15 protein-coding genes are annotated in these 19,384 nt (G+C 47.8%); 5 read left to right on the forward strand and 10 right to left on the reverse strand.

Going from position 1 to position 19,384, the window contains the following annotated elements:
• Window positions 1-425 precede the first annotated feature (425 nt).
• The 3 genes from elbB to W04_RS06115 all read left to right on the forward strand — a co-directional run bounded on the left by elbB (window position 426) and on the right by W04_RS06115 (window position 4,335).
• A complete protein-coding gene (elbB, locus tag W04_RS06105) occupies window positions 426-1,076 on the forward strand; it encodes an isoprenoid biosynthesis glyoxalase ElbB (RefSeq protein ID WP_022946627.1) in 651 nt (216 codons plus the stop codon).
• 166 nt (window positions 1,077-1,242) lie between these two features.
• Window positions 1,243-1,635 (forward strand): cytochrome c5 family protein, encoded by a 393-nt coding sequence (locus W04_RS06110; RefSeq protein ID WP_022946626.1) that lies wholly within the window; start codon window positions 1,243-1,245, stop codon window positions 1,633-1,635.
• 135 nt (window positions 1,636-1,770) lie between these two features.
• The gene (locus W04_RS06115) at window positions 1,771-4,335 is read left to right on the forward strand and encodes a diguanylate cyclase domain-containing protein (protein ID WP_053910190.1); all 2,565 of its coding nucleotides are present in this window, start codon (window positions 1,771-1,773) and stop codon (window positions 4,333-4,335) included.
• Here W04_RS06115 and rep read toward each other — a convergent pair.
• Entirely contained in the window at window positions 4,322-6,337 is a 2,016-nt protein-coding gene (gene rep / locus W04_RS06120; protein WP_053910191.1) for a DNA helicase Rep, read from the reverse strand. The two genes, W04_RS06115 and rep, sit on opposite strands and share 14 nt — an antisense overlap.
• Window positions 6,338-6,560: 223 nt before the next feature.
• Here rep and W04_RS06125 point away from each other — a divergent pair, with 223 nt between their 5' ends.
• A complete protein-coding gene (locus W04_RS06125) occupies window positions 6,561-6,833 on the forward strand; it encodes an accessory factor UbiK family protein (protein WP_053910192.1) in 273 nt (90 codons plus the stop codon).
• A 31-nt stretch (window positions 6,834-6,864) separates the two neighbouring features.
• Here the strand turns inward: W04_RS06125 and can are convergent, their stop codons facing one another.
• From can to ilvG, 8 genes are all read right to left on the reverse strand, one after another.
• Window positions 6,865-7,530: a carbonate dehydratase gene (can, locus tag W04_RS06130; RefSeq protein WP_022946622.1), complete on the reverse strand. Its 666-nt coding sequence runs from the start codon at window positions 7,528-7,530 to the stop codon at window positions 6,865-6,867.
• Window positions 7,527-8,729, reverse strand: a complete 1,203-nt coding sequence (locus W04_RS06135; RefSeq protein ID WP_053910193.1) for a methyltransferase — start codon at window positions 8,727-8,729, stop codon at window positions 7,527-7,529. The genes can and W04_RS06135 overlap by 4 nt, the downstream gene beginning before the upstream one ends.
• Before the next feature lie 81 nt (window positions 8,730-8,810).
• Window positions 8,811-9,875 carry an ABC transporter substrate-binding protein gene (locus tag W04_RS06140; RefSeq protein ID WP_082342153.1) on the reverse strand — a complete coding sequence of 355 codons (1,065 nt, stop codon included), beginning with the start codon at window positions 9,873-9,875 and terminating at the stop codon, window positions 8,811-8,813.
• A gap of 47 nt (window positions 9,876-9,922) precedes the next feature.
• Entirely contained in the window at window positions 9,923-11,482 is a 1,560-nt protein-coding gene (gene ilvA / locus W04_RS06145) for a threonine ammonia-lyase, biosynthetic (protein ID WP_053910194.1), read from the reverse strand.
• Window positions 11,482-13,338, reverse strand: a complete 1,857-nt coding sequence (gene ilvD, locus W04_RS06150) for a dihydroxy-acid dehydratase (RefSeq protein WP_053910195.1) — start codon at window positions 13,336-13,338, stop codon at window positions 11,482-11,484. Before ilvD ends, ilvA begins: the two co-directional genes overlap by 1 nt.
• A gap of 86 nt (window positions 13,339-13,424) precedes the next feature.
• Window positions 13,425-14,348, reverse strand: coding sequence for a branched-chain amino acid transaminase (locus W04_RS06155; RefSeq protein WP_053910196.1), 924 nt, complete (start codon window positions 14,346-14,348; stop codon window positions 13,425-13,427).
• 54 nt (window positions 14,349-14,402) lie between these two features.
• Window positions 14,403-14,645, reverse strand: a complete 243-nt coding sequence (gene ilvM / locus W04_RS06160) for an acetolactate synthase 2 small subunit (RefSeq protein WP_022943892.1) — start codon at window positions 14,643-14,645, stop codon at window positions 14,403-14,405.
• A complete protein-coding gene (ilvG, locus tag W04_RS06165; protein ID WP_053910197.1) occupies window positions 14,642-16,303 on the reverse strand; it encodes an acetolactate synthase 2 catalytic subunit in 1,662 nt (553 codons plus the stop codon). The genes ilvM and ilvG overlap by 4 nt, the downstream gene beginning before the upstream one ends.
• Window positions 16,304-16,786: 483 nt before the next feature.
• Between ilvG and W04_RS06170 the strand changes: the two genes are divergently transcribed.
• Window positions 16,787-17,674, forward strand: coding sequence for a TraB/GumN family protein (locus tag W04_RS06170; protein WP_053910198.1), 888 nt, complete (start codon window positions 16,787-16,789; stop codon window positions 17,672-17,674).
• Here W04_RS06170 and W04_RS06175 read toward each other — a convergent pair.
• Complete coding sequence (locus W04_RS06175) at window positions 17,649-19,346, reverse strand: response regulator (RefSeq protein WP_053910199.1); 1,698 nt, start codon at window positions 19,344-19,346, stop codon at window positions 17,649-17,651. The genes W04_RS06170 and W04_RS06175 overlap by 26 nt on opposite strands.
• Between the last annotated feature and the right edge of the window lie 38 nt (window positions 19,347-19,384).

The following is a 19,384-nucleotide window of genomic DNA, read 5'->3' on the forward strand; positions in this document are numbered from 1 at the left end:
AGTTGCAATTGCTGTTAAGCGCTGTAAATAGAGTAAAAGTAATGAACTAAAAACCTGTGGATAACTTTGTAGATAAAAACCATGACTTACCCTCCAGGTCCATTTTTCGAATCCAGATAGGTTTGTAACTCATTGTTTTAGTTAGAAAAAGAAAAGACTGCGTAATTCGGTTTTCTTTTTTATTTTATTTATCCGATGTGGAAAGTGGCTTTCTAAGAGGCGTTAAGAATGCGTGTACAACGTCCTTTTCGATAACCAGCTACGCATTCTAGCATAAAGGATCAAAGATCCTAGTGATCCTTTATAACTTTTTTCTCTTAGTGGCATGAGAGCTGAGCATAAATCAGCGTTGACGGGAGCTACCTAGGATCGTTACCTTACTAGGGCAGAGAATATTATCTTTCATCTGATCAAGGAGCAAAACAATGGCGAATGTGGCGATAATTTTAAGTGGCTGTGGGGTCTTTGATGGTGCCGAAATTCATGAATCAGTACTGACTTTACTTTATCTTGAGCAAGCGGGCGCGCAGTATCAATGTTTTGCCCCCAATATAGACCAGCACCATGTGATTAATCACTTAACTGGGGAAGAGCAGCAGCAAACACGCAATGTATTGGAAGAAGCGGCACGTATAGCCCGAGGGGAGATTCTTGATCTCAAAGAGCTTAATGTTAGCGACTACGACGCCCTTATCTTGCCCGGAGGCTTTGGCGCCGCAAAAAATTTATGCGACTTCGCTCTAAAAGGTGCCGATAGCTCATTAAATTCAGAGGTAGAGCGGGTCTGTAAAAGCTTTGCCGAACAAGGCAAACCGGCGGCTTATTTGTGTATCGCGCCAGCAATGATTGCGCACATCTACCCACAAGGCACAAAAGCGACCATAGGTAACGACAACGATACGGCCTCGGCGATGAATGCACTTGGCGCCGAGCATGTGGACTGTGCCGTTGATGACATCGTCGCTGATGAAAAAGCGAAGGTCGTTTCCACGCCTGCCTACATGCTTGCGGGCTCCGTCAAAGAGGCTGCCAGCGGTATCGAAAAAGCCGTGAATAAGCTGTTGAGCTGGGTTTAACGCGATGTGCAACGGCGACAATATTTTGCGCTAGCGCATAAAATGGCTACTTTTTAACGCATTAATGAAATCTAGGCATTTTATAAATCGCTCGCTGCGGTTATAATTTGCCGATATTTCGTCACCAGGTCGTATAGACCGTTAGCACCCGAATGAGCAAAGAAACATGAAGAAACTATCAGCTGCACTGTTACTGTTATCCACTGCTGTTTACGCGCAACCTTACGACAACTCACTCACCGAGGAAGCTATCAAAAAGCGCCTGCAACCTGTTGGTGATGTTTACCTTGCCGGTGAAACTGCTGCTGCCGATGCGGCGCCAAGCGGCCCTCGCAGTGGCGAACAAGTATATCAAGCGGCCTGTTTCGCATGTCATGGTTCAGGTGCACTCGGCGCTCCAAAAACAGCAGCTGACTGGGAACCTCGCCTAGCAAAAGGCATGGATACATTGCTTGATCACGCGATTAATGGTTTCAATGCAATGCCTCCGCGCGGTACTTGTATGGATTGTTCGGATGAGGAAATCCAAGCTGCTATCGACTTTATGGTTAAGCAGTAACAACGACTTGTTAAAGAGTTAAAAAAGGGAGGCAATGGCCTCCCTTTTTCGTTCCTAGTATAGAGGTCGATACTCCTTGACCTGAACCAAAAAAGATGGAATATTTGGCGGTTAATAAATAAACAAAAATAACAAATGGCACGTTCAGTGGATGAGTGGTCCCCGCAGGAGCTCAATAAGCTCCAGAAAAAGAATAAACGCCTGAAGGCGTTGCTGCAAAAATACAAGCAGCAACACCACCTCCAACATGCCCTTATTTTACTGTCAGAACAAGCCAGTACCATTCCTGAGCTGTGCTCTTTCTACCCTGCAATTCAACGTCTGCTAGCCGATTACGTACCGAGTAAAAATTTTTATGTGGTCCTGCGTAACCCAGATACAGGACTACTCGAGCTTTCCTACTTCGTTGATCAGAAAGACGGAATACAAACACCCCTAGTCACCGATCAGCATTTTGAGCAAGGTGTGACTGGCTACGTATTTCGTTCTCGGGCAACCGCCTACTTCACTCGTGAAACCATGACGGCAGCGCAGCAACAAGGCAAGTTCAAAATTTTAGGGGCGCAAGCCGAACATTGGCTTGGTGTGCCTATTTATCAAGATACCGATGTGATTGGTGTCATGGTGTCGCAAAGCTATGATGCCAAACAAGGCTATAGCCAAGAGCAAATTGAGCTATTTGAGGTCATCGCGCTGTATCTAGCAACGGCCATTGAGCGGGTGAAAAAGCGCGAATTACTTGAAAGCCAAGTAAAGCAACGTACTCAAGCATTAACGCTTAGCAACCAAGCGCTTAATGACGAAATTAGCCAACGTAAAAAAGCTTTAGAACGACAGCAAACGTTATTCCAAATATCGGAACTGGCGAGCCAGTCGATCAATATTGATGATGTTTACTACCATGTTCACCAGATCATGAAGTCCATCACCTATGCGGAAAACCTTTATATTGCGCTGTATGATAAAGACAATAATTGGCTTACCTTCCCTTACGCCGTCGATGAGTGCAGCGAAGACTTTGGTCCGCGACCCTTTGCAAAAGGCTTTAGTGAGTTAGTACTAACATCCAAACAGTGCCAATTAATAGATAGGGCTCGCAGCGAGCAGTTGATTGCTGAGGGTATCATTGAGCGCCAAGGTAAATTAGACCCAAGCTGTCGCTGTACTAGCTGGCTAGGAGCTCCCCTAAAAACAGCGCAAGGAGTGATTGGACTCATTGTTTGCCAGGCATACAACAACAAGTACGACTTCGTGCAAGAGGATGTTGAGCTCATCGCTTACGTCTCCAACCAAATTGCCAACGTACTGCAAAACCATTTATCGCAGCAAGCGCTGCGACAGAGTCACCAAGAATTAGAGTTACGTGTGGCCGAAAAAACGCGGGAGCTACGTCAAGCCAACTTACATTTACAACTACAAATTGATGAGCGCCGTAAAATAGAGCAGCAGCTTTATCATGATGCTCATCATGACTCCCTAACAGGGTTACCTAATCGCAGTTTGTTCTTATCTCAGCTTGAGCGCACATTGGGGCAATATCAGCGCTTTCCTGAAAAAGACTTTGCCGTATTGTTCATCGACCTAGATAAGTTTAAAGATATCAATGATAAGCTGGGTCATCAGTGTGGTGACCAGTTTCTCATTGAAGTGGCGGATAAGCTTAAGCAATGTATTCGCGATCATGATTTGATCGCCCGCCTTGGTGGCGACGAATTTGTCATTCTGCTCACCCAACTCAACGAGCGTCAACAAGCCGAAGATGTTGCCAAGCGCATTATCGCAGTGATGCAGCAACCCTTCTGCAACCAAGGGGTTTGTATTCAAAGCGGTGCCAGTATTGGCATTACTTACAGTAAACGCGACTACAGCCATACCGATGAAATCATTCGTGATGCCGATGCCGCCATGTATTATGCCAAGCAAACTGGCAAAGGCCGCTTTGAGTTTTACCACCCGCTGCTAAGCTATGGCAACGATCAGCAAGAGCCACATCAACGTCATCATCTAATGGATTTGCACACCCATTTTCGTGCTAGCGACATTGTAAACTTCGACCAGCAGCAACCTCACGCGCAATTACTTGATGCTTATGGCGAGCACCCAGTGCTCGGGAGTACCAGTTTTGAACAACTTAAGCGTTTTGCCAGTGATAATTACGAGCTCGCTAAGGTAGAGCTCAAACTGCTCAAATATGGCTTTAATCAACACCAAAGCGACATTATGAGTTTACTCAATTGCTCAAGTTTGTTGCTGGATGATAAACACTTTGAGGGGCTTAGTCATTGGGTGGGTCAACTGACGAATAAAGATAAACTTTGCCTGTTGTTCAGTGAAGCCGAGCTGCGCTTTTGTAGCGCTAACCAAATGAAAAATTTAGACAAGCTCTACCAGCAGGGGCTGCATATTGGGCTCAATGAGTTTGGTAAAGATCGCTGCGAGCTAAGCTTACTGACCCAGCTGCCCTACTTCTGTGTATTACTCAATGCCACCTTTAGCCGTCGAGTATTACAGGACCCACGTTACGATCATATGCTGCAAGGCGTGTTGGCAGTCACACAACTAAATGACTGCATGGTGATCGCTAAAGGGCCCTGTATTCTTAATTATCGCTCGTTGCTTGAGCATCACGGTGTACATCACTTTATTGGTCAGCAACACGCCATTGCCGAGCAACAACCACTACACGCTATTCCTTCTTAAGCATGGCCCTTAAATTGGCCACTCGGGCCTGCCCTTGCTCCATGCGTTGTTGCTGATTTTGTGGTGCTTTTCGTGCTTCGAAAGCCAAGTCTTGCTGCGGGAGTTCCTCCACAAAACGGCTAATTTCTGGGGTCATGGTTTCACCAAATTGACGACGGCTTTTGGCATACGTCATCACTAACTCTTGTTGCGCTCGGGTGATCCCCACATAGGCCAAGCGACGCTCCTCTTCAACATTGTCCTCATCAATACTGGTTTGGTGTGGCAACAGCCCCTCTTCCATGCCTACCATAAATACATAAGGGTACTCCAAACCCTTAGAGGCATGCAGTGTCAGTAGTTGCACCGCATCACTGTCATCTTCCTCTTCATTACGCTCCATCATATCGCGCAGGGTGAGCTTCATCACCACCTCAGGTAGGGTGAGGGCTGGATTGTCAGCATCACCAGTGAGCATATCGGTGATCCAGCGATATAACTCAGAGACATTCTTCATGCGCATCTCAGCGGCTTTAGCGCTAGTCGAAGTCTCATACAAATAAGCTTCATAATTAATTTGTCGCACTAAGTCTTTTACCGCCTCAAGGGTGTCACTACGTTGGCAGTTATCGGCTAACTCCACGACCCACCGAGCAAACCCCATTAACGTGTTAAAACCTCGCCCTTGTAAACGCTGTGCAAGCTCGGGCTCAAAACATGCAGCAAATAAGCTAATATGCTTATCATTCGCCAACGAACCCAACTTTTCCAAGGTCATAGGGCCAATTTCACGCTTGGGAGTGTTAACGATGCGCAAAAACGCATTATCGTCATCTTGGTTTACTAGCAATCGCAGGTAAGCCATCATGTCTTTGATTTCTGCGCGCGCAAAGAAGGACATGCCACCACTGATTTTATAGGGTATACGGTTACTCATTAGCGCCTTTTCAAACACCCGCGCTTGGTGATTACCGCGATATAAAATAGCGTAGTCGCGGTAGCTTGTGCGCTTGGTAAACTTATGAGAAATAATCTCTGCTACCACACGTTCGGCTTCGTGCTCCTCATCGCGAGTACCAATGACTTTAATCTGATCACCAAAGCCCAGCTCACTAAACAGTTTTTTATCAAAAACATGCGGGTTATTGGCAATGAGAATATTAGCCGCCTTGAGAATGCGTCCAGCACTACGGTAATTTTGCTCTAGCTTGATAAGACGCAGATGTGGGTAGTCTTTACTCAATTGTACAAGGTTTTGTGGCTTTGCCCCGCGCCACGAATAAATAGATTGGTCATCATCACCTACGACAGTAAAGCGCGCCCGCTGCCCAACCAATAGCTTGACCAATTGGTATTGGCTGGTATTGGTATCTTGATATTCATCCACCAGCATATAACGAAAGCGGTTTTGCCAACGCTCACGCACCTCGGCATGACTGTTGAGCAATAACGTCGGGATCATAATCAGATCGTCAAAGTCGAGCGCATTGTAAGCACGCAACTGGGTTTGATAGCGGGCATAAAGTTGTGCAAAAAGGGCTTTTTGCTGCTCTCGAGCAGCCGCAATAGCCTGTTGTGGCAAGATCAGCTCGTTTTTCCAGTCGCTGATTTGCATTTTCAACAACTTAAGTAAGTCTTTGTCACCATCAAGCTCGTCTGCAGTCAGCTCATTGAGGAGCTGATTCGTATCTTGGTCGTCAAAAAGTGAAAAGCCTGCTTTGAAACCCAAGGTTTTCAACTCTTTTTTAATTATCTCTAAGCCGAGGGTATGAAAGGTGGATACCCATAATCCTTTGGCCTCTTGCTTACCTAAAGTTTGCGCAACGCGCTCACGCATTTCCTTGGCAGCCTTGTTGGTGAAGGTAACTGCCGCGATGTTACGGGCCCGATACTCACACTGCTGAACCAAATAAGCTATCTTATTAGTGATCACGCGGGTTTTACCAGAGCCTGCACCAGCGAGGACGAGACAAGGCCCGCTAATGTATTTCACTGCTTCGTTTTGTTGAGGGTTGAGCTTCATAAAACCTAATCTGAGTATCCGTGGGCTACGTATTTTATCTTATTAGCGCAAGTGATACAGCCGCGATATCAGGGCCGTGACAAATAAATAAGTATGCTCTAACGCAAACTGTATTGTGACTTGGGTTAGATACAGCGTATATAAACGCTACTCTAAGGCAAACAAGTTGTTATTTGTGCTTGAGGTTAGTTACACTTAAGTATGTGAGAAAAGGAGCTGTGCAATGATAAACCCTGCAAAAATTGAAGAAATTGCTCGCCAGATTGGCAGTAACATGCCTAAAGGCATGCGCGATATGGCCGAAAACTTTGAAAGTAAGACTAAACAAGTACTGCAAAACAAACTCTCAGAGATGGACTTCGTGAGCCGTGAAGAGTTCGATATTCAAAGCCAAGTGCTAGTAAGAACACGTGAAAAGCTGACGGCGCTAGAGCAAAAAGTGGCGCTTTTAGAAGCGCAAATTCAGGGTAACCAAGAAAACCAAGACGAAGATTAATTCGAGTCTAGACTGGCTGCCCAACTATTCGTTATTGCGCATTAGCTCTCACGCGCAAGGCAACGTTGTGCAGCGCCTCTTTGTAGCTGCTGTGTAGCTCTTGATGACAGCGAACCACGGCATCGAGATCATGTAAACGGCCGTTTTCAAGCCCATACACCCAACCATGCACCGTCAACGGCTGCTCTCTAGCCCATGCATCTTGGACTATGTTGGTACGGCAAACATTACGTACTTGTTCAATCACATTAAGCTCAATTAAGCGAGCCAGACGCTGGGCTTCAGGTGCGCTATTTAACAGTGATAAATGCTGGGCTTTAACGTCATCAACATGGCGTAACCAATTATCAATTAACCCCAGCTTGGCCTCATCGAGTACCGCCTTAACGCCGCCACAGCCATAATGACCCACCACCATAATATGCTGAACTTTCAAAACTTCTACTGCATATTGCATCACCGACAAACAGTTATGATCAGTGTGCACCACAACATTCGCGACGTTGCGATGAACAAATAACTCGCCCGGCATAAGGTCTACTATTTGGTTTGCAGGGACTCGAGAGTCTGAACAACCAATCCACAAATACTTAGGGCTTTGCTGCTGCGATAACTTTTGAAAAAATTCTGGGTCATGGTCCGTAGTTCGTTCAGCCCATTGCCTATTACTTTCAAAAAGGTGACCTAGATTCTTCATTGCATCTCACTGTTTATGCTGGCTTCAATTAAGATATTACGAGGTGTGATTTCAGTTTCGCAAAACTCACTGAGGCCCACCTGATAATTGTGTTGCTGCAAATATAAAGCACGATCTAACACCAGCCAAACTTCTATTGCCCTTCTAAAGAGATGTCTTACCAGTTCGATTCGCTCGGTCATGCGCTTCCTTTGCTCTGCGAGCTTCAAATAGCGTGCAAAATCACACTTTGCTGGCAGGGTTAAACCCTTTTCTCGTGCCGCCCACAAACAAAAATCTGAGAATTCACCGCTGAATATTTGCTTACCGACTGAAGGCACGGGCGTGTACTGTGAGCGTTTAAATTGCTCACGCACCAACTGATCAAACCCGAGTCGCCATAACACCTCTTTTTGCCGCACGCGCCGCACTCGCTGTGGTGCTGTCACAGTTTGTTGCAGCGCAAGTTTTAGATCGCTGCTGGTCAACCGCAATGAGCTTGCCTGTGCAGCTGCGCTCATTGGTTGGTAATAGTCGCCATTGATAAACAAATGATAGCAACAGGGAGAGATTGAAATACGCGGTGTTTGCTGCTGACAGGCCTGACGCAACAAGGCTTGATGCAAGCCACCGCAAGCATGCAGGGCAACAGCGTGATCACACTGCTCAATTAGGGCACTAAAATCATCTGTCACTACATTACCTTGGTGAAAGTGAATCGGTAAGTTTAGCTTATCCGCTAGCTGTTCACCTTGCTCACATAGGTGCTGCTGAATTTCCACACTGTGCACGGGCACCTGATGTTGGTGCGCGAGGAGGCGCCCAAGATGACCTTTACCCGCACACCACTCCAAGATGGTACTGCCTTCCTGCACAGGGGCGAGCCCATCAACAAAGCACTGTAGCTGGGTCAATTTACGGCCTTTAATACCATTACTTAGCCAAAATGGTAGCGCTTTAGGCTGTGCTTGTGTGCTGATAGGCAAATCGGTTAGTTCTGGCAACTGCGAAAGCTGGTCAATATGAGTACTGAAGTAGTCTATTAACTGTGATGGTTGGGCATCAAGCTCAGCCACTTGCTCATCACAGAGATTCTCCAGCACCGTTGTCAGTTCAGGCCAAGGGTAGTGCTCGCATGAAAATGCCACACATTGCCAGTAACCTCGAGTGTCATTAAGCAATTGATCTAGGCGTTGAAAGTGCGATGTTAACGATGGCATGAGAAAGACTAACGGACTGCAATTGTTAGATTATATCAAATCGCTTGGCTCAAGCGCAGAAAACTTTATCTCGCCACTATACTATTTAGATTTTCGCGCTTGCACCACGAGTCGAACATAAGTCGGAACGGCAACTAAGATGATCGCAATAGCTAAAATGAACATCCACGACAAGCGCATACCACTTTGTTGCATTGGCTGATACATAAAACCGCGAAAGTACTCCTGCATAGGTTTATCATCCAGTGCATAAAGCTCTGCAATCAGTCGCCACCGCGCATCAGACATTGCACCTAGCGTACTGCCCGTTCGCATCATCAAAGGTTTGAGTTGGTCTGCTTCAAAAGCCAGCTCTTGTAGGCTTTTATCAACGGCATAATGACGCTTAGTGAGGGCAATACTGTGCTGTAGGTTGAGTAACGCGTAACGCCAACCGCGCATGCTCGCTTGATAAAAACGCGCGACCACTTCAGGCTGAGCATCAAGGAAGGTCTGTGATGTAAACAACACGTCACCGTATACATTGAAGCCATGTTGCTTTGGGCATACGAGACGGTAATCAATACCTTGCTGCGCCAAGGTATAGGGCTCGTTGGTAATGTACACCTGAATGGCATCGAGACGCCCTTCAATCCAAGCAGCCAATGGCGCCTGAGCACCAATATCAACAATCTCTGGCTGTATGCCTTCATTGGCAAGCATAGTGATAAGCTCAGCATTCTCACTGGCGCTAAGCGAGCTGATTTTCTTACTATCGAAATCTTGCGGAGCGAATATTGGTGAGTGTTTCTTTACTAGCCAGCAATAGGGAGAGGATTGCATCAGTGCGGCCATTGCGACTACAGGCTGGCCCTGCAGACGATGCTTAAGCAAACCGGAGTGACTGATACCAAACTGAGCATGATTATCGAGCACCTTGGCCACGCTGTCAGTGTCGTTACCAACAGCCTCGACAATGTCGACCTCTAAGCCCAGATCACGGTAATAACCCAGCTCTTTGGCAACATAATAACCTGCAAATTGAAATTGATGTCGCCATTTTAACTGTAAGGTCACTTTAGTAGGGCTGGCCATTACTGAAAAAAAAGGGCCAAAAAGCAAAAATAAACTCAGTAGGCCCTTTTTCCATTCCATGCGCTGCTTCACTGTACTTCCTTGTGCTAATGCTGTTAATACTATATTAAAGCTTAGGCTTAAATACCAGCTTGTTGGGCAATTTTACCCTCCTCTTCGCAGCCGTTGTGTGCGAGAAACTGCTGATAACATGAATTACCTGTTTCTTCTACAAACCCATATCCAAGGCGTTTCAAGTGCTCATCAAAGGCATTGTAATCTTGTCCGGGCACTTCAAATGCCGCCAACACATTACCCAGCGCAGCACCGTGATTACGATAGTGGAATAAGCTAATATTCCATTTGCTCCCTAAAGTATCGAGAAACCGCGCTAGCGCACCAGGGTATTCAGGAAATTCAAAGCGCAGCACCCGCTCTTGTAGCTGCTGTGTTGGCTTGCCGCCAACCATATAACGCACATGTAATTTGGCAAGCTCGTTGTCGGACATATCAACATAGTGATAGCCCTGATGTTCAAGCTCACCGAGTAGTTCTTCAAGCTCACTAACACCTTGACGCAACCCGATACCGACAAAGATTTGTGCTTCACCCGGGCCGGCATAACGGTAATTAAACTCAGTGATCGCACGCCCGCCTAAACATTGGCAAAAGCGCTTAAAGCTGCCTTTCTCTTCTTTAATAGTCACCGCCAATAACGCCTCGTTCTTCTCACCGAGCGCCGTTCTCTCGGCGATGTGACGAAGACGGTCAAAATTTAAGTTCGCCCCGGAGAGCACCGCCGCTAAATTAGCTCCTTGCTGAGCCTGTGTTGTCGCCCATCTTTTTAGCCCTGCCAAAGACAGCGCGCCGGAGGGCTCCGCTACAGCGCGCGTGCTGACAAAAATATCTTGTACCGCAGCGCAAATTTCATCACCACTGACGGTCACGACTTCGTCGCAAAACTGCTGCGCCAGACGAAAGGTTTCGCTGCCGATGGTCTTCACCGCAACGCCATCGGCAAAACTGCCCACCCGCTCAAGCTCTACAGGTTTTCCAGCGGCCATAGCCGCTTGCAAACAGGCGCTTTCCTCGGCCTCCACAGCAATGATGCGGATATCTGGGCGCAGCGATTTGATATACACCGCCATACCGGCTAACAACCCGCCGCCGCCAACCGGGACAAACACCGCATCCAACTGCGGAAGCTGCTGCATTAGCTCGCGCGCAATCGTGCCTTGGCCAATGATCACATCGGGATCATCGAATGGCGGCACAAACACCGCCTGCAGTTGCTCGGCCAGTTTTAAGGCATGGGCTTTTGCAGCATCAAAGTGATGGCCGTGTAAAATCACCTCACCGCCGAAGCCACGTACTGCATTGACCTTGATCTGCGGCGTGGTAAGGGGCATCACGATAATGGCTTGATGCCCTAACTCGGTGGCACTTAACGCCACTCCTTGCGCGTGATTACCAGCTGAGGCGGTGATCACCTTGCTGCCTTTTTCCAGTTGCCTTAGCTTGTTGTAAGCGCCCCGCAACTTAAAGGAGTAAACGGGTTGTTGGTCCTCACGCTTAAGCCACACCTTGCACCCTAGCTTTTGCTCTAACGCAGTCAGTTCACTGACCTCTGTGAACTTAACCAAAGGCTCCATATTGGCTTGGATAATAGCGCGAAAATAGTCAAGCTCGGAGGCGGCCATCAGCTTAACTCCTCAAGCTTTTCAAGGTCGCGAACAGCGCCTTTGTCCGCACTGGTTGCCAACAGCGCATACGCCTTGAGCGCGGCTGTTACAGGACGATTACGGTTGAGCGGCTTATATGCATCTTTGCCACGTTGCTGCTGTTTTTGCGCCCGCGCCTCAAGCTGCTGCTGCGATAAACTCAGATTGATACCTCGGTTGGGGATATCGAGTACCACTTCATCCCCATCTTCAACTAAAGCAATCGCACCGCCACTGGCAGCCTCAGGAGAAACATGGCCCACAGAAAAGCCCGATGTACCACCGGAAAAGCGGCCATCGGTAATAAGCGCACAGTCCTTGTCTAAAGCCATGGATTTTAGATAACTAGTCGGGTACAGCATTTCCTGCATGCCTGGGCCGCCCTTGGGACCCTCGTAGCGGATCACCACCACATCGCCTTTTTGTACTTGGCCGCCTAAAATGCCCTCGACTGCATCGTCTTGTGATTCAAACACCCTAGCTGTGCCTTTAAACACTAACATGTCATCACTGACCCCCGCGCTTTTCACAATACAGCCGTTGGGAGCTAAGTTGCCATAAAGCACCGCCAGCCCACCATCTTGGCGAAAGGCATGTTCGACACTGCGAATACAACCCTGCTCGCGGTCCAAGTCCATCTCTTGCCAACGGTAATCCTGACTCATGGCTTTGGTAGTGCGGATACCAGCAGGACCAGCACGGTAAAATGTGCGCGCCGCCGTGTTCTCTTCTTTGCTGGCATCATAGCGAGCGATCACCTCGCCAAGATTGGCACCCCCGACGTGGCCAACGGATAAATCCAGCTTATCCGCTTTCGCCAATTCGTTGAGAATGGCCATAATCCCGCCAGCGCGATGCACATCCTCAATATGGTATTGCTGCGTCGCAGGAGCGACTTTACATAAAAATGGGGTGCTGCGTGAAAGCCTATCAATATCATTCATATCAAAATCCACCCCTGCCTCTTGGGCGGCGGCTAATAAATGCAGCACCGTATTGGATGAACCGCCCATGGCGATATCCAACGTCATTGAGTTCATAAAGGCAGCCTGATTGGCGATATTACGCGGCAGCACCGAGTCGTCTTCTTGGCCATAGTAACGCTGACATAAATCAACGATGCGTTGACCGGCTTCAACATAAAGCTGCATCCGATCCTTATGCGTTGCTAACGTGGTGCCATTTCCTGGAAGAGCCAAGCCTAGGGCTTCCAATAAACAATTCATCGAGTTAGCGGTAAACATACCCGAGCACGAGCCGCAGGTTGGACACGCAGAGCGCTCTACTTGTTCTGAGTCTTCATCGCTGACACTAGGGTCGGCGCCTTTGACCATGGCATCAACCAAATCTAATTTAATGTCGATATCCGCAAGGCGAGTTTTGCCCGCTTCCATCGGCCCGCCAGAGACGAAGATCACCGGAATATTTAATCGCAATGCGGCTAACATCATCCCTGGGGTGATTTTGTCACAGTTAGAGATACATACCATGGCATCGGCACAGTGAGCATTAACCATATACTCCACCGAATCGGCAATGAGGTCTCGTGACGGCAGAGAATACAGCATGCCGCCGTGACCCATGGCGATACCGTCATCAATGGCGATGGTATTAAATTCACGTGGCACCCCACCGGCATCACGAATGGTATGTGCCATTAGCTCGCTGAGCTGGTTCAAATGCACGTGCCCTGGCACGAACTGAGTGTATGAATTAACCACCGCGATAATCGGTTTTTTAAAATCGCTGTCGTTCATGCCGGTCGCTCGCCAAAGCGCCCGAGCCCCTGCTCTTTTGCGTCCTTCGGTGGTTGTTGCGCTACGCAGTTTTGCCATGTTTACCTCTATATATTTGCAAGCACAGCCGTGGCTGCCTTGACTTACCTCATTCCCAAAATAGTGGTGCTAGTGGCACCTCGTCGTTAGTCGTTTACGTACTCTAGCCAGCCGCGCGGGTCTTCACTGCGCCCTTTGACCAAATCAAAATAGGCGGTTTGCAGCTCTTCGGTGATAGCGCCACGCTGACCTTCGCCAACCTGAATTTGGTCGACACTGCGCACCGGAACGACCTCGGCGGCCGTACCGGTCATAAAGAATTCGTCGGCAAGGTACAATGCCTCACGGGCTATTGACTCTTCACGGACTTCATAGCCGCGCTCTTTGGCAAGCGTCATAATGGTGTCGCGGGTCAGGCCAGGTAAAATACAGGCGGTGGTAGGTGGCGTGTATAGCACACCATTTTTAATCACAAAGAGGTTTTCGCCTGCTCCTTCACTCAAACACCCATTGGTGTCTAAGGCAATGCCTTCAACATAGCCGTTACGCTTGGCTTCACCTGATATAAGCTGCGAAGACAAATAGTTGCCGCCCGCTTTTGCCGCCGTGGGCATAGTATTAGGCGCTAGGCGGTTCCATGAAGAGATACATACATCAACGCCTTGAGCGAGACTGTCCTCACCGAGATAGGCGCCCCATTCCATGGCCGCTACGGTGACATCGGCTAGGTGTGATTTGGGGTTTAACCCCAAACCAACGTGACCTAAAAAGGCAAACGGGCGCAGATAAGCATCGCTAAAGCCATTTTGTTTCACCGCTTCTTTACACGCCTGATTTAACTCTTCCAGTGAAAACGGGATTTCCATGCGGTAGATTTTTGCCGAATCAAAGAGCCGCTTCATATGGTCAGTTAAACGAAAAATAGCCGGCCCATTAGCGGTGTCATAGGCACGGATCCCCTCAAATACCGAGCTACCATAATGTAAGGCATGGCTTAATACGTGCGTGGTGGCTTGCTGATAAGGGATCATCTCGCCGTTGTGCCAGATTAATTCGGATGTTTGTGTCATGTGTTAATACCTTCTTATAAATCCGTGTTGCTGTGCGCCTTGCTGGTCGCAGCGCTAAATCGCTTGTTGTTGTAGTTGTTGCAAAGTCACGCTTTGCACATCTACCAGCTTATTCAGTTGTTGCGTTAAAAGATAGATGGGTTTGTCGCTGTCGACAGTCATATTGATAGCATAATGCTCTTCACTGCTGGCTAATTCCAACGCCGTTAGCTTGAAACCACGGTGGCGAGCAACTCGTAAAAAGCGTTCAACGGCGACGGTTTGATTGGCAAGATGTAAAGTTAAGCGATGTTTCATGGTTGCCCCTGTTGGTTTGTTTGCGTCAGCATTTGATCGTTCGCGGCACCTGGCGGTACCAATGGCCAGACGTTATCGGCATCGTCAATGCACACATGCAGCAAATACGGGCCGTCACTGCTGTGCAACTCGCTAAGCGCAGCCTGTACTTGATCCTGAGAAGTGATGCAGCGCCCTGCGATGCCAAAAACGCGCGCTAAAGCGACAAAATCTGGATTGTCAGAAAGGGTCGTTTCACTGTAGCGTTCAGCGAAAAATAGCTGCTGCCATTGGCGCACCATACCCAACCTTTGGTTATCAATAACCACGATTTTGATATCTAAATTATTACGGCGGATGGTGGCCAGCTCTTGAATATTCATCATGATGGAGCCATCACCAGAAACCACCACCACGGTATCTTCGGGGCGGGCGATTTTCGCGCCAATGGCAGCAGGTAAACCAAACCCCATGGTCCCAGCACCGCCGCTACTTAAGTGGTTGCTCGGGTGGCTAAATTGCATGTGCTGCGCGACCCACATTTGGTGCTGACCAACGTCACAACATACCACTGCATCGGCACTTAGCTGCTGCGACAGTTGATTAAGTAAAGCTGGTGCATACACGGTTTCACCGGGGTAGTCGTAGCGCCACGCATGCTCTTGGTTTAGCTCCTCAACATAGTTACACCATTGCGGCTCGCTGACAAAACACTGCAATTGCGGCAGTGATATTTTTAAATCCGCCACCAGCGATGCATCTGTAGGCTTTCGCTTGCCAACTTCAGCAGCATCGATATCAAGGTGCACAACTTTCGCGTTCGCCGCGAACTTAGTCAGGTTGCCGGTCACGCGATCGTCAAAACGGGCACCAATACACAAAAGCAGGTCACATTCTTGTACCGCCAAGTTAGCGGCCTTAGTGCCATGCATGCCTAACATGCCCAAATTAAGTGGATAATCCGGTGTGACGCTACCTAACGCCTTAAGTGTTTGCACCGCTGGCATATTGGTCTTGTATAGAAACTGCATGAGTTGTTGCTGGGCTCCAGCACTTTGAACCCCACCACCGATATAGGCCACTGGCCGCTGAGCCTCGCTGAGCAACTGATTAGCCAATTGTACTTGTTGCTGGCAAGGTTGCGACGTCGGCTCTGATTCGGCTAGCCAAGGCTGGTAATGCGCCTCATTCATTTGAATATCTTTTGGAATATCAACAAGCACAGGGCCTGGACGACCACTTTGAGCTAAGTGGATGGCTTGTTGCAGGGTATGCGCTAAATCTTCACTGCGCTCAACCATAAAGCTGTGTTTAGTGCATGAAAGAGACATTCCCAAGACGTCAACTTCTTGGAATGCATCCGAGCCGATTGCCGCTGTGGGCACCTGCCCGGTGATGGCTAATAACGGCACGGAGTCCATCATGGCATCGGCAAGGGCGGTGATCAGGTTTGTGGCTCCCGGGCCACTAGTGGCCATACACACACCCAGTTTGCCACTACTGCGTGCATAACCCACAGCGGCGAAGCCAGCTCCTTGCTCATGGCGAGTTAAGTAATGAGTGACTGGAGATTCATAAAGGGCATCGTAAATGGGCATGATGGCCCCACCAGGGTAACCAAATACCTCGTTTATGCCCTCTTTGGCTAATATGTCGATCACTAATTCTGCGCCAGTCATTTTTCCTCATTCCTCAATGTGTTAGCCCATAAACGAAGAAGCCCCCCGAACTTTTCAGTGCGGGGGGCTTCTTTGCGAAATTTCTTTTTTAACGCACTACAAAGCCCCCGTGGTAATAATAATCACCACGACGTTAATCACTAGGACTAGGCTAAGTTGCGTATTCAACATGTACTTTTCGCTTCGCTTTTTTAAGTTTGTTACCGCATTTCTGCGCTCTTTTTCTATTAGTACCTTGGCAGCCCTTCTAAGTCAACCATAAAAACAATGCGAAACAACTAAAAATTGCGACGTTAATCACATAAAAAAACCTTAATAGCCAATTAAGTGAAAAATAATTCCAACTTTTTCATTGCGACATTAAAACGTATTTAACATAGCGTGCTGTAACAGCTGAATATTTTTAGTAAAAATGGTCAGCCAATAGGCTAAATTACCGAACTCAGTTACACTGGCTAAAAACAACTACCTCTGGATACCATTATGAAAAAAACCTTCTGGCCACTGCTGTACATTTGTTTTGCATTTTTCACTCAGCTCTGCCTCGCAAACACCACTCCGGCACTGTGGCAAGTGGAGAAAAATGGCGTTACTTCCTATTTGTTTGGCACTGTGCATGTTGGTGATGAAGCAATGAAAGGCCTCCCCTCTTATGTTGAGCAAGCAATTAGCCGCAGTGATAAAGTGGTCGTTGAAGTAGATATTAGCGCGCTCTCACCTATGCAAATTCAACAACGCTCCATGCCGCTAATGATGCTGCGTAACGGCCGCACGCTAGAAACTGAACTGAGCAGTAAAAACTATCAACGCCTCAGTGACTATTTTGCACAAAAGAGTATTAATATTGCCATGTTCTCAGGCTTGAAGCCTTGGGCCGTTTTACTCACTATGGTGCAAATCGAGTATCAAAATGCAGGCTATTCAGAGCAAAACGGAATCGACAAGCAAGTGTTAGCTAAGGCAAACGCAATAGGTAAGCCGATAATGGAGCTCGAGTCGCTAGAGCAGCAACTAGAAATGTTCAGCGCCTTAGATAATTACGCTGATGAAATGGTCAACGATACTTTTCGCCAACTCAAAGACCTCGACCACTATTTTGCTCGATTGATCAGCGCGTGGAAGCAAGGAGATACTGACATACTGAGGCAGTACTACCACGATGCTTTTGATGACTCTGAATTCGGTCAACTTAACGAGCATATTTTACTTATTGAGCGTAATCAAAACTGGGTCGCACAACTTAACCAGCCAATGCAGCAGCAGTCACTGTTTATCGCCGTAGGTGCGCTCCATTTACCGGAAAAAAATGGGCTCGTTAACCTACTGCGCGAACAAGGATTCACGGTTACGAAAAGGCAGCCCTCTCAATAACGTGTTTTTTCAATAACGCGCTCAACTGCTGAGTATTGACCGGCTTGTTAAGTACGGCATTGGCGCCGACAGTGATACTCTGCGCGATGCGATGCTCGTCTTGACTGGCAGTCACCAAAAAAATAGGCACGCTGAGCGCTAAGCGCTCACGAATCTCAATAATGGTACTTATGCCGTCTTTGTTTGGCATATTTAAATCCATTAATACACATTGATAGTGATGTTCTAGTAATTTATTGAGTGCTTGCTCACCATCATCAACAATGGTGGTGTTAAAGCCTATTTGCTGAGCTTGTTTAGCAAGCACTAACTGATTTATTGGGTTATCTTCAACAATCAGAATATCGCCATGCTGGCTGCTTGGCTCTAACCGGGCTTTGTCGATAGTAAGTACGGGCCAAGTTAGCTTGGCCTCAGTGCCTGTTGTGGTACTACGAATCGTAAGGCTTCCACCCACCTCTTGAGTTAACGCATACACGAGGCTGAGACCTAATTTCGCGCCTTGAAAGTGCTGTACCTGCTCGGTGTTGTAATACACAGCATTCTGCTGAGCAGCCTCAATATCAGCAGTAGTAATGCCATCGCCGTTATCTTTAACGACAACACTCAGCAGCCCAGCTGGTTCATGGTATTCAAATTGCACATGCACCGCAGCGCGCGTATGTATAAAGGCGTTGCTCAATAGCTGATTAACTGCTTGGATTAAATGCAGATGATCAGTTTGTGCTTGAACAGGTAGGCTATCTTCACCCTCGACACTCAATCGCTGCAGGGTTTCAGACTTAAGCTGCCAAGGCGCCAATATTGCACTCACCGTTTGCTTTAATGACTGCTCGGTCACTAAAGTAGTAAACGCTCCCGATTTAAGCTTCTGTAATTCCAACATTTCTTGCACTAGCGCCTGCAAATGTCGGGCGCAGCCCAATGCCGTTTGCTGTTCTTCGCGACCAGCCGCAGTATGAGAGTCCAATAGGCCAATAATCCCCGTGATTGGCGTCATTAGCTCATGACTCATATTAGCTAAAAAGTCAGATTTTACCCGATGCGCATGCGCGGCTTGACGCCGTTGGTAACGAAGCCGATAAAGAATAGCTGACACTCGACGTGTCAAAGGATTAAAGATGAGCCACCACTCACATAAAATAGTAGCAATGGCTGCCAGCGTTAAAAGGGGAATAACAAGCTGTAAATGTTCTATTTTTTGCTTAGATTTTGACTCTAATACGGTGACAACAGCATCTAAGTCCTGCAATAACGACAGTAGTTTTTGACCCTGAAAAGCACTTAAAGGTGCATCGCTGCGACTCGCTAACTGCACATACTGGCGCACCCGACCATCCAAGCCCTGCTGGTGATAAAGCGCCTGCACCTGAGGGCTTTGCTGCACCAACTGTGAGCCTAATAAAAACTCATGGTTATTGTAAAAGCGCATAGTGGCACGAGCGAGTTGCTGCTGCTCAAATCTTACAGCACGGTCATTGACGGCCAATTTATGCAATGCAATCTTCTGCGAAAGCATCCGCTGCATACCCGCAATGTTTATTACTTTTGCGTCATTTCGCTGCATATTGATGCTTTTCATCACATACACTGTAGAGCTAAGTATGACAACAACAAGCACACTGGCTGCCCAGAAATAACGTTTTTGTAAGTGTTTGGTAAGACGTTGCATAAGAGGGGCCTTTGCAATAACCCCTTAATACTGACACA

Source organism: Pseudoalteromonas sp. SW0106-04, assembly GCF_001293805.1.
Lineage (GTDB): Bacteria > Pseudomonadota > Gammaproteobacteria > Enterobacterales > Alteromonadaceae > Pseudoalteromonas > Pseudoalteromonas ruthenica.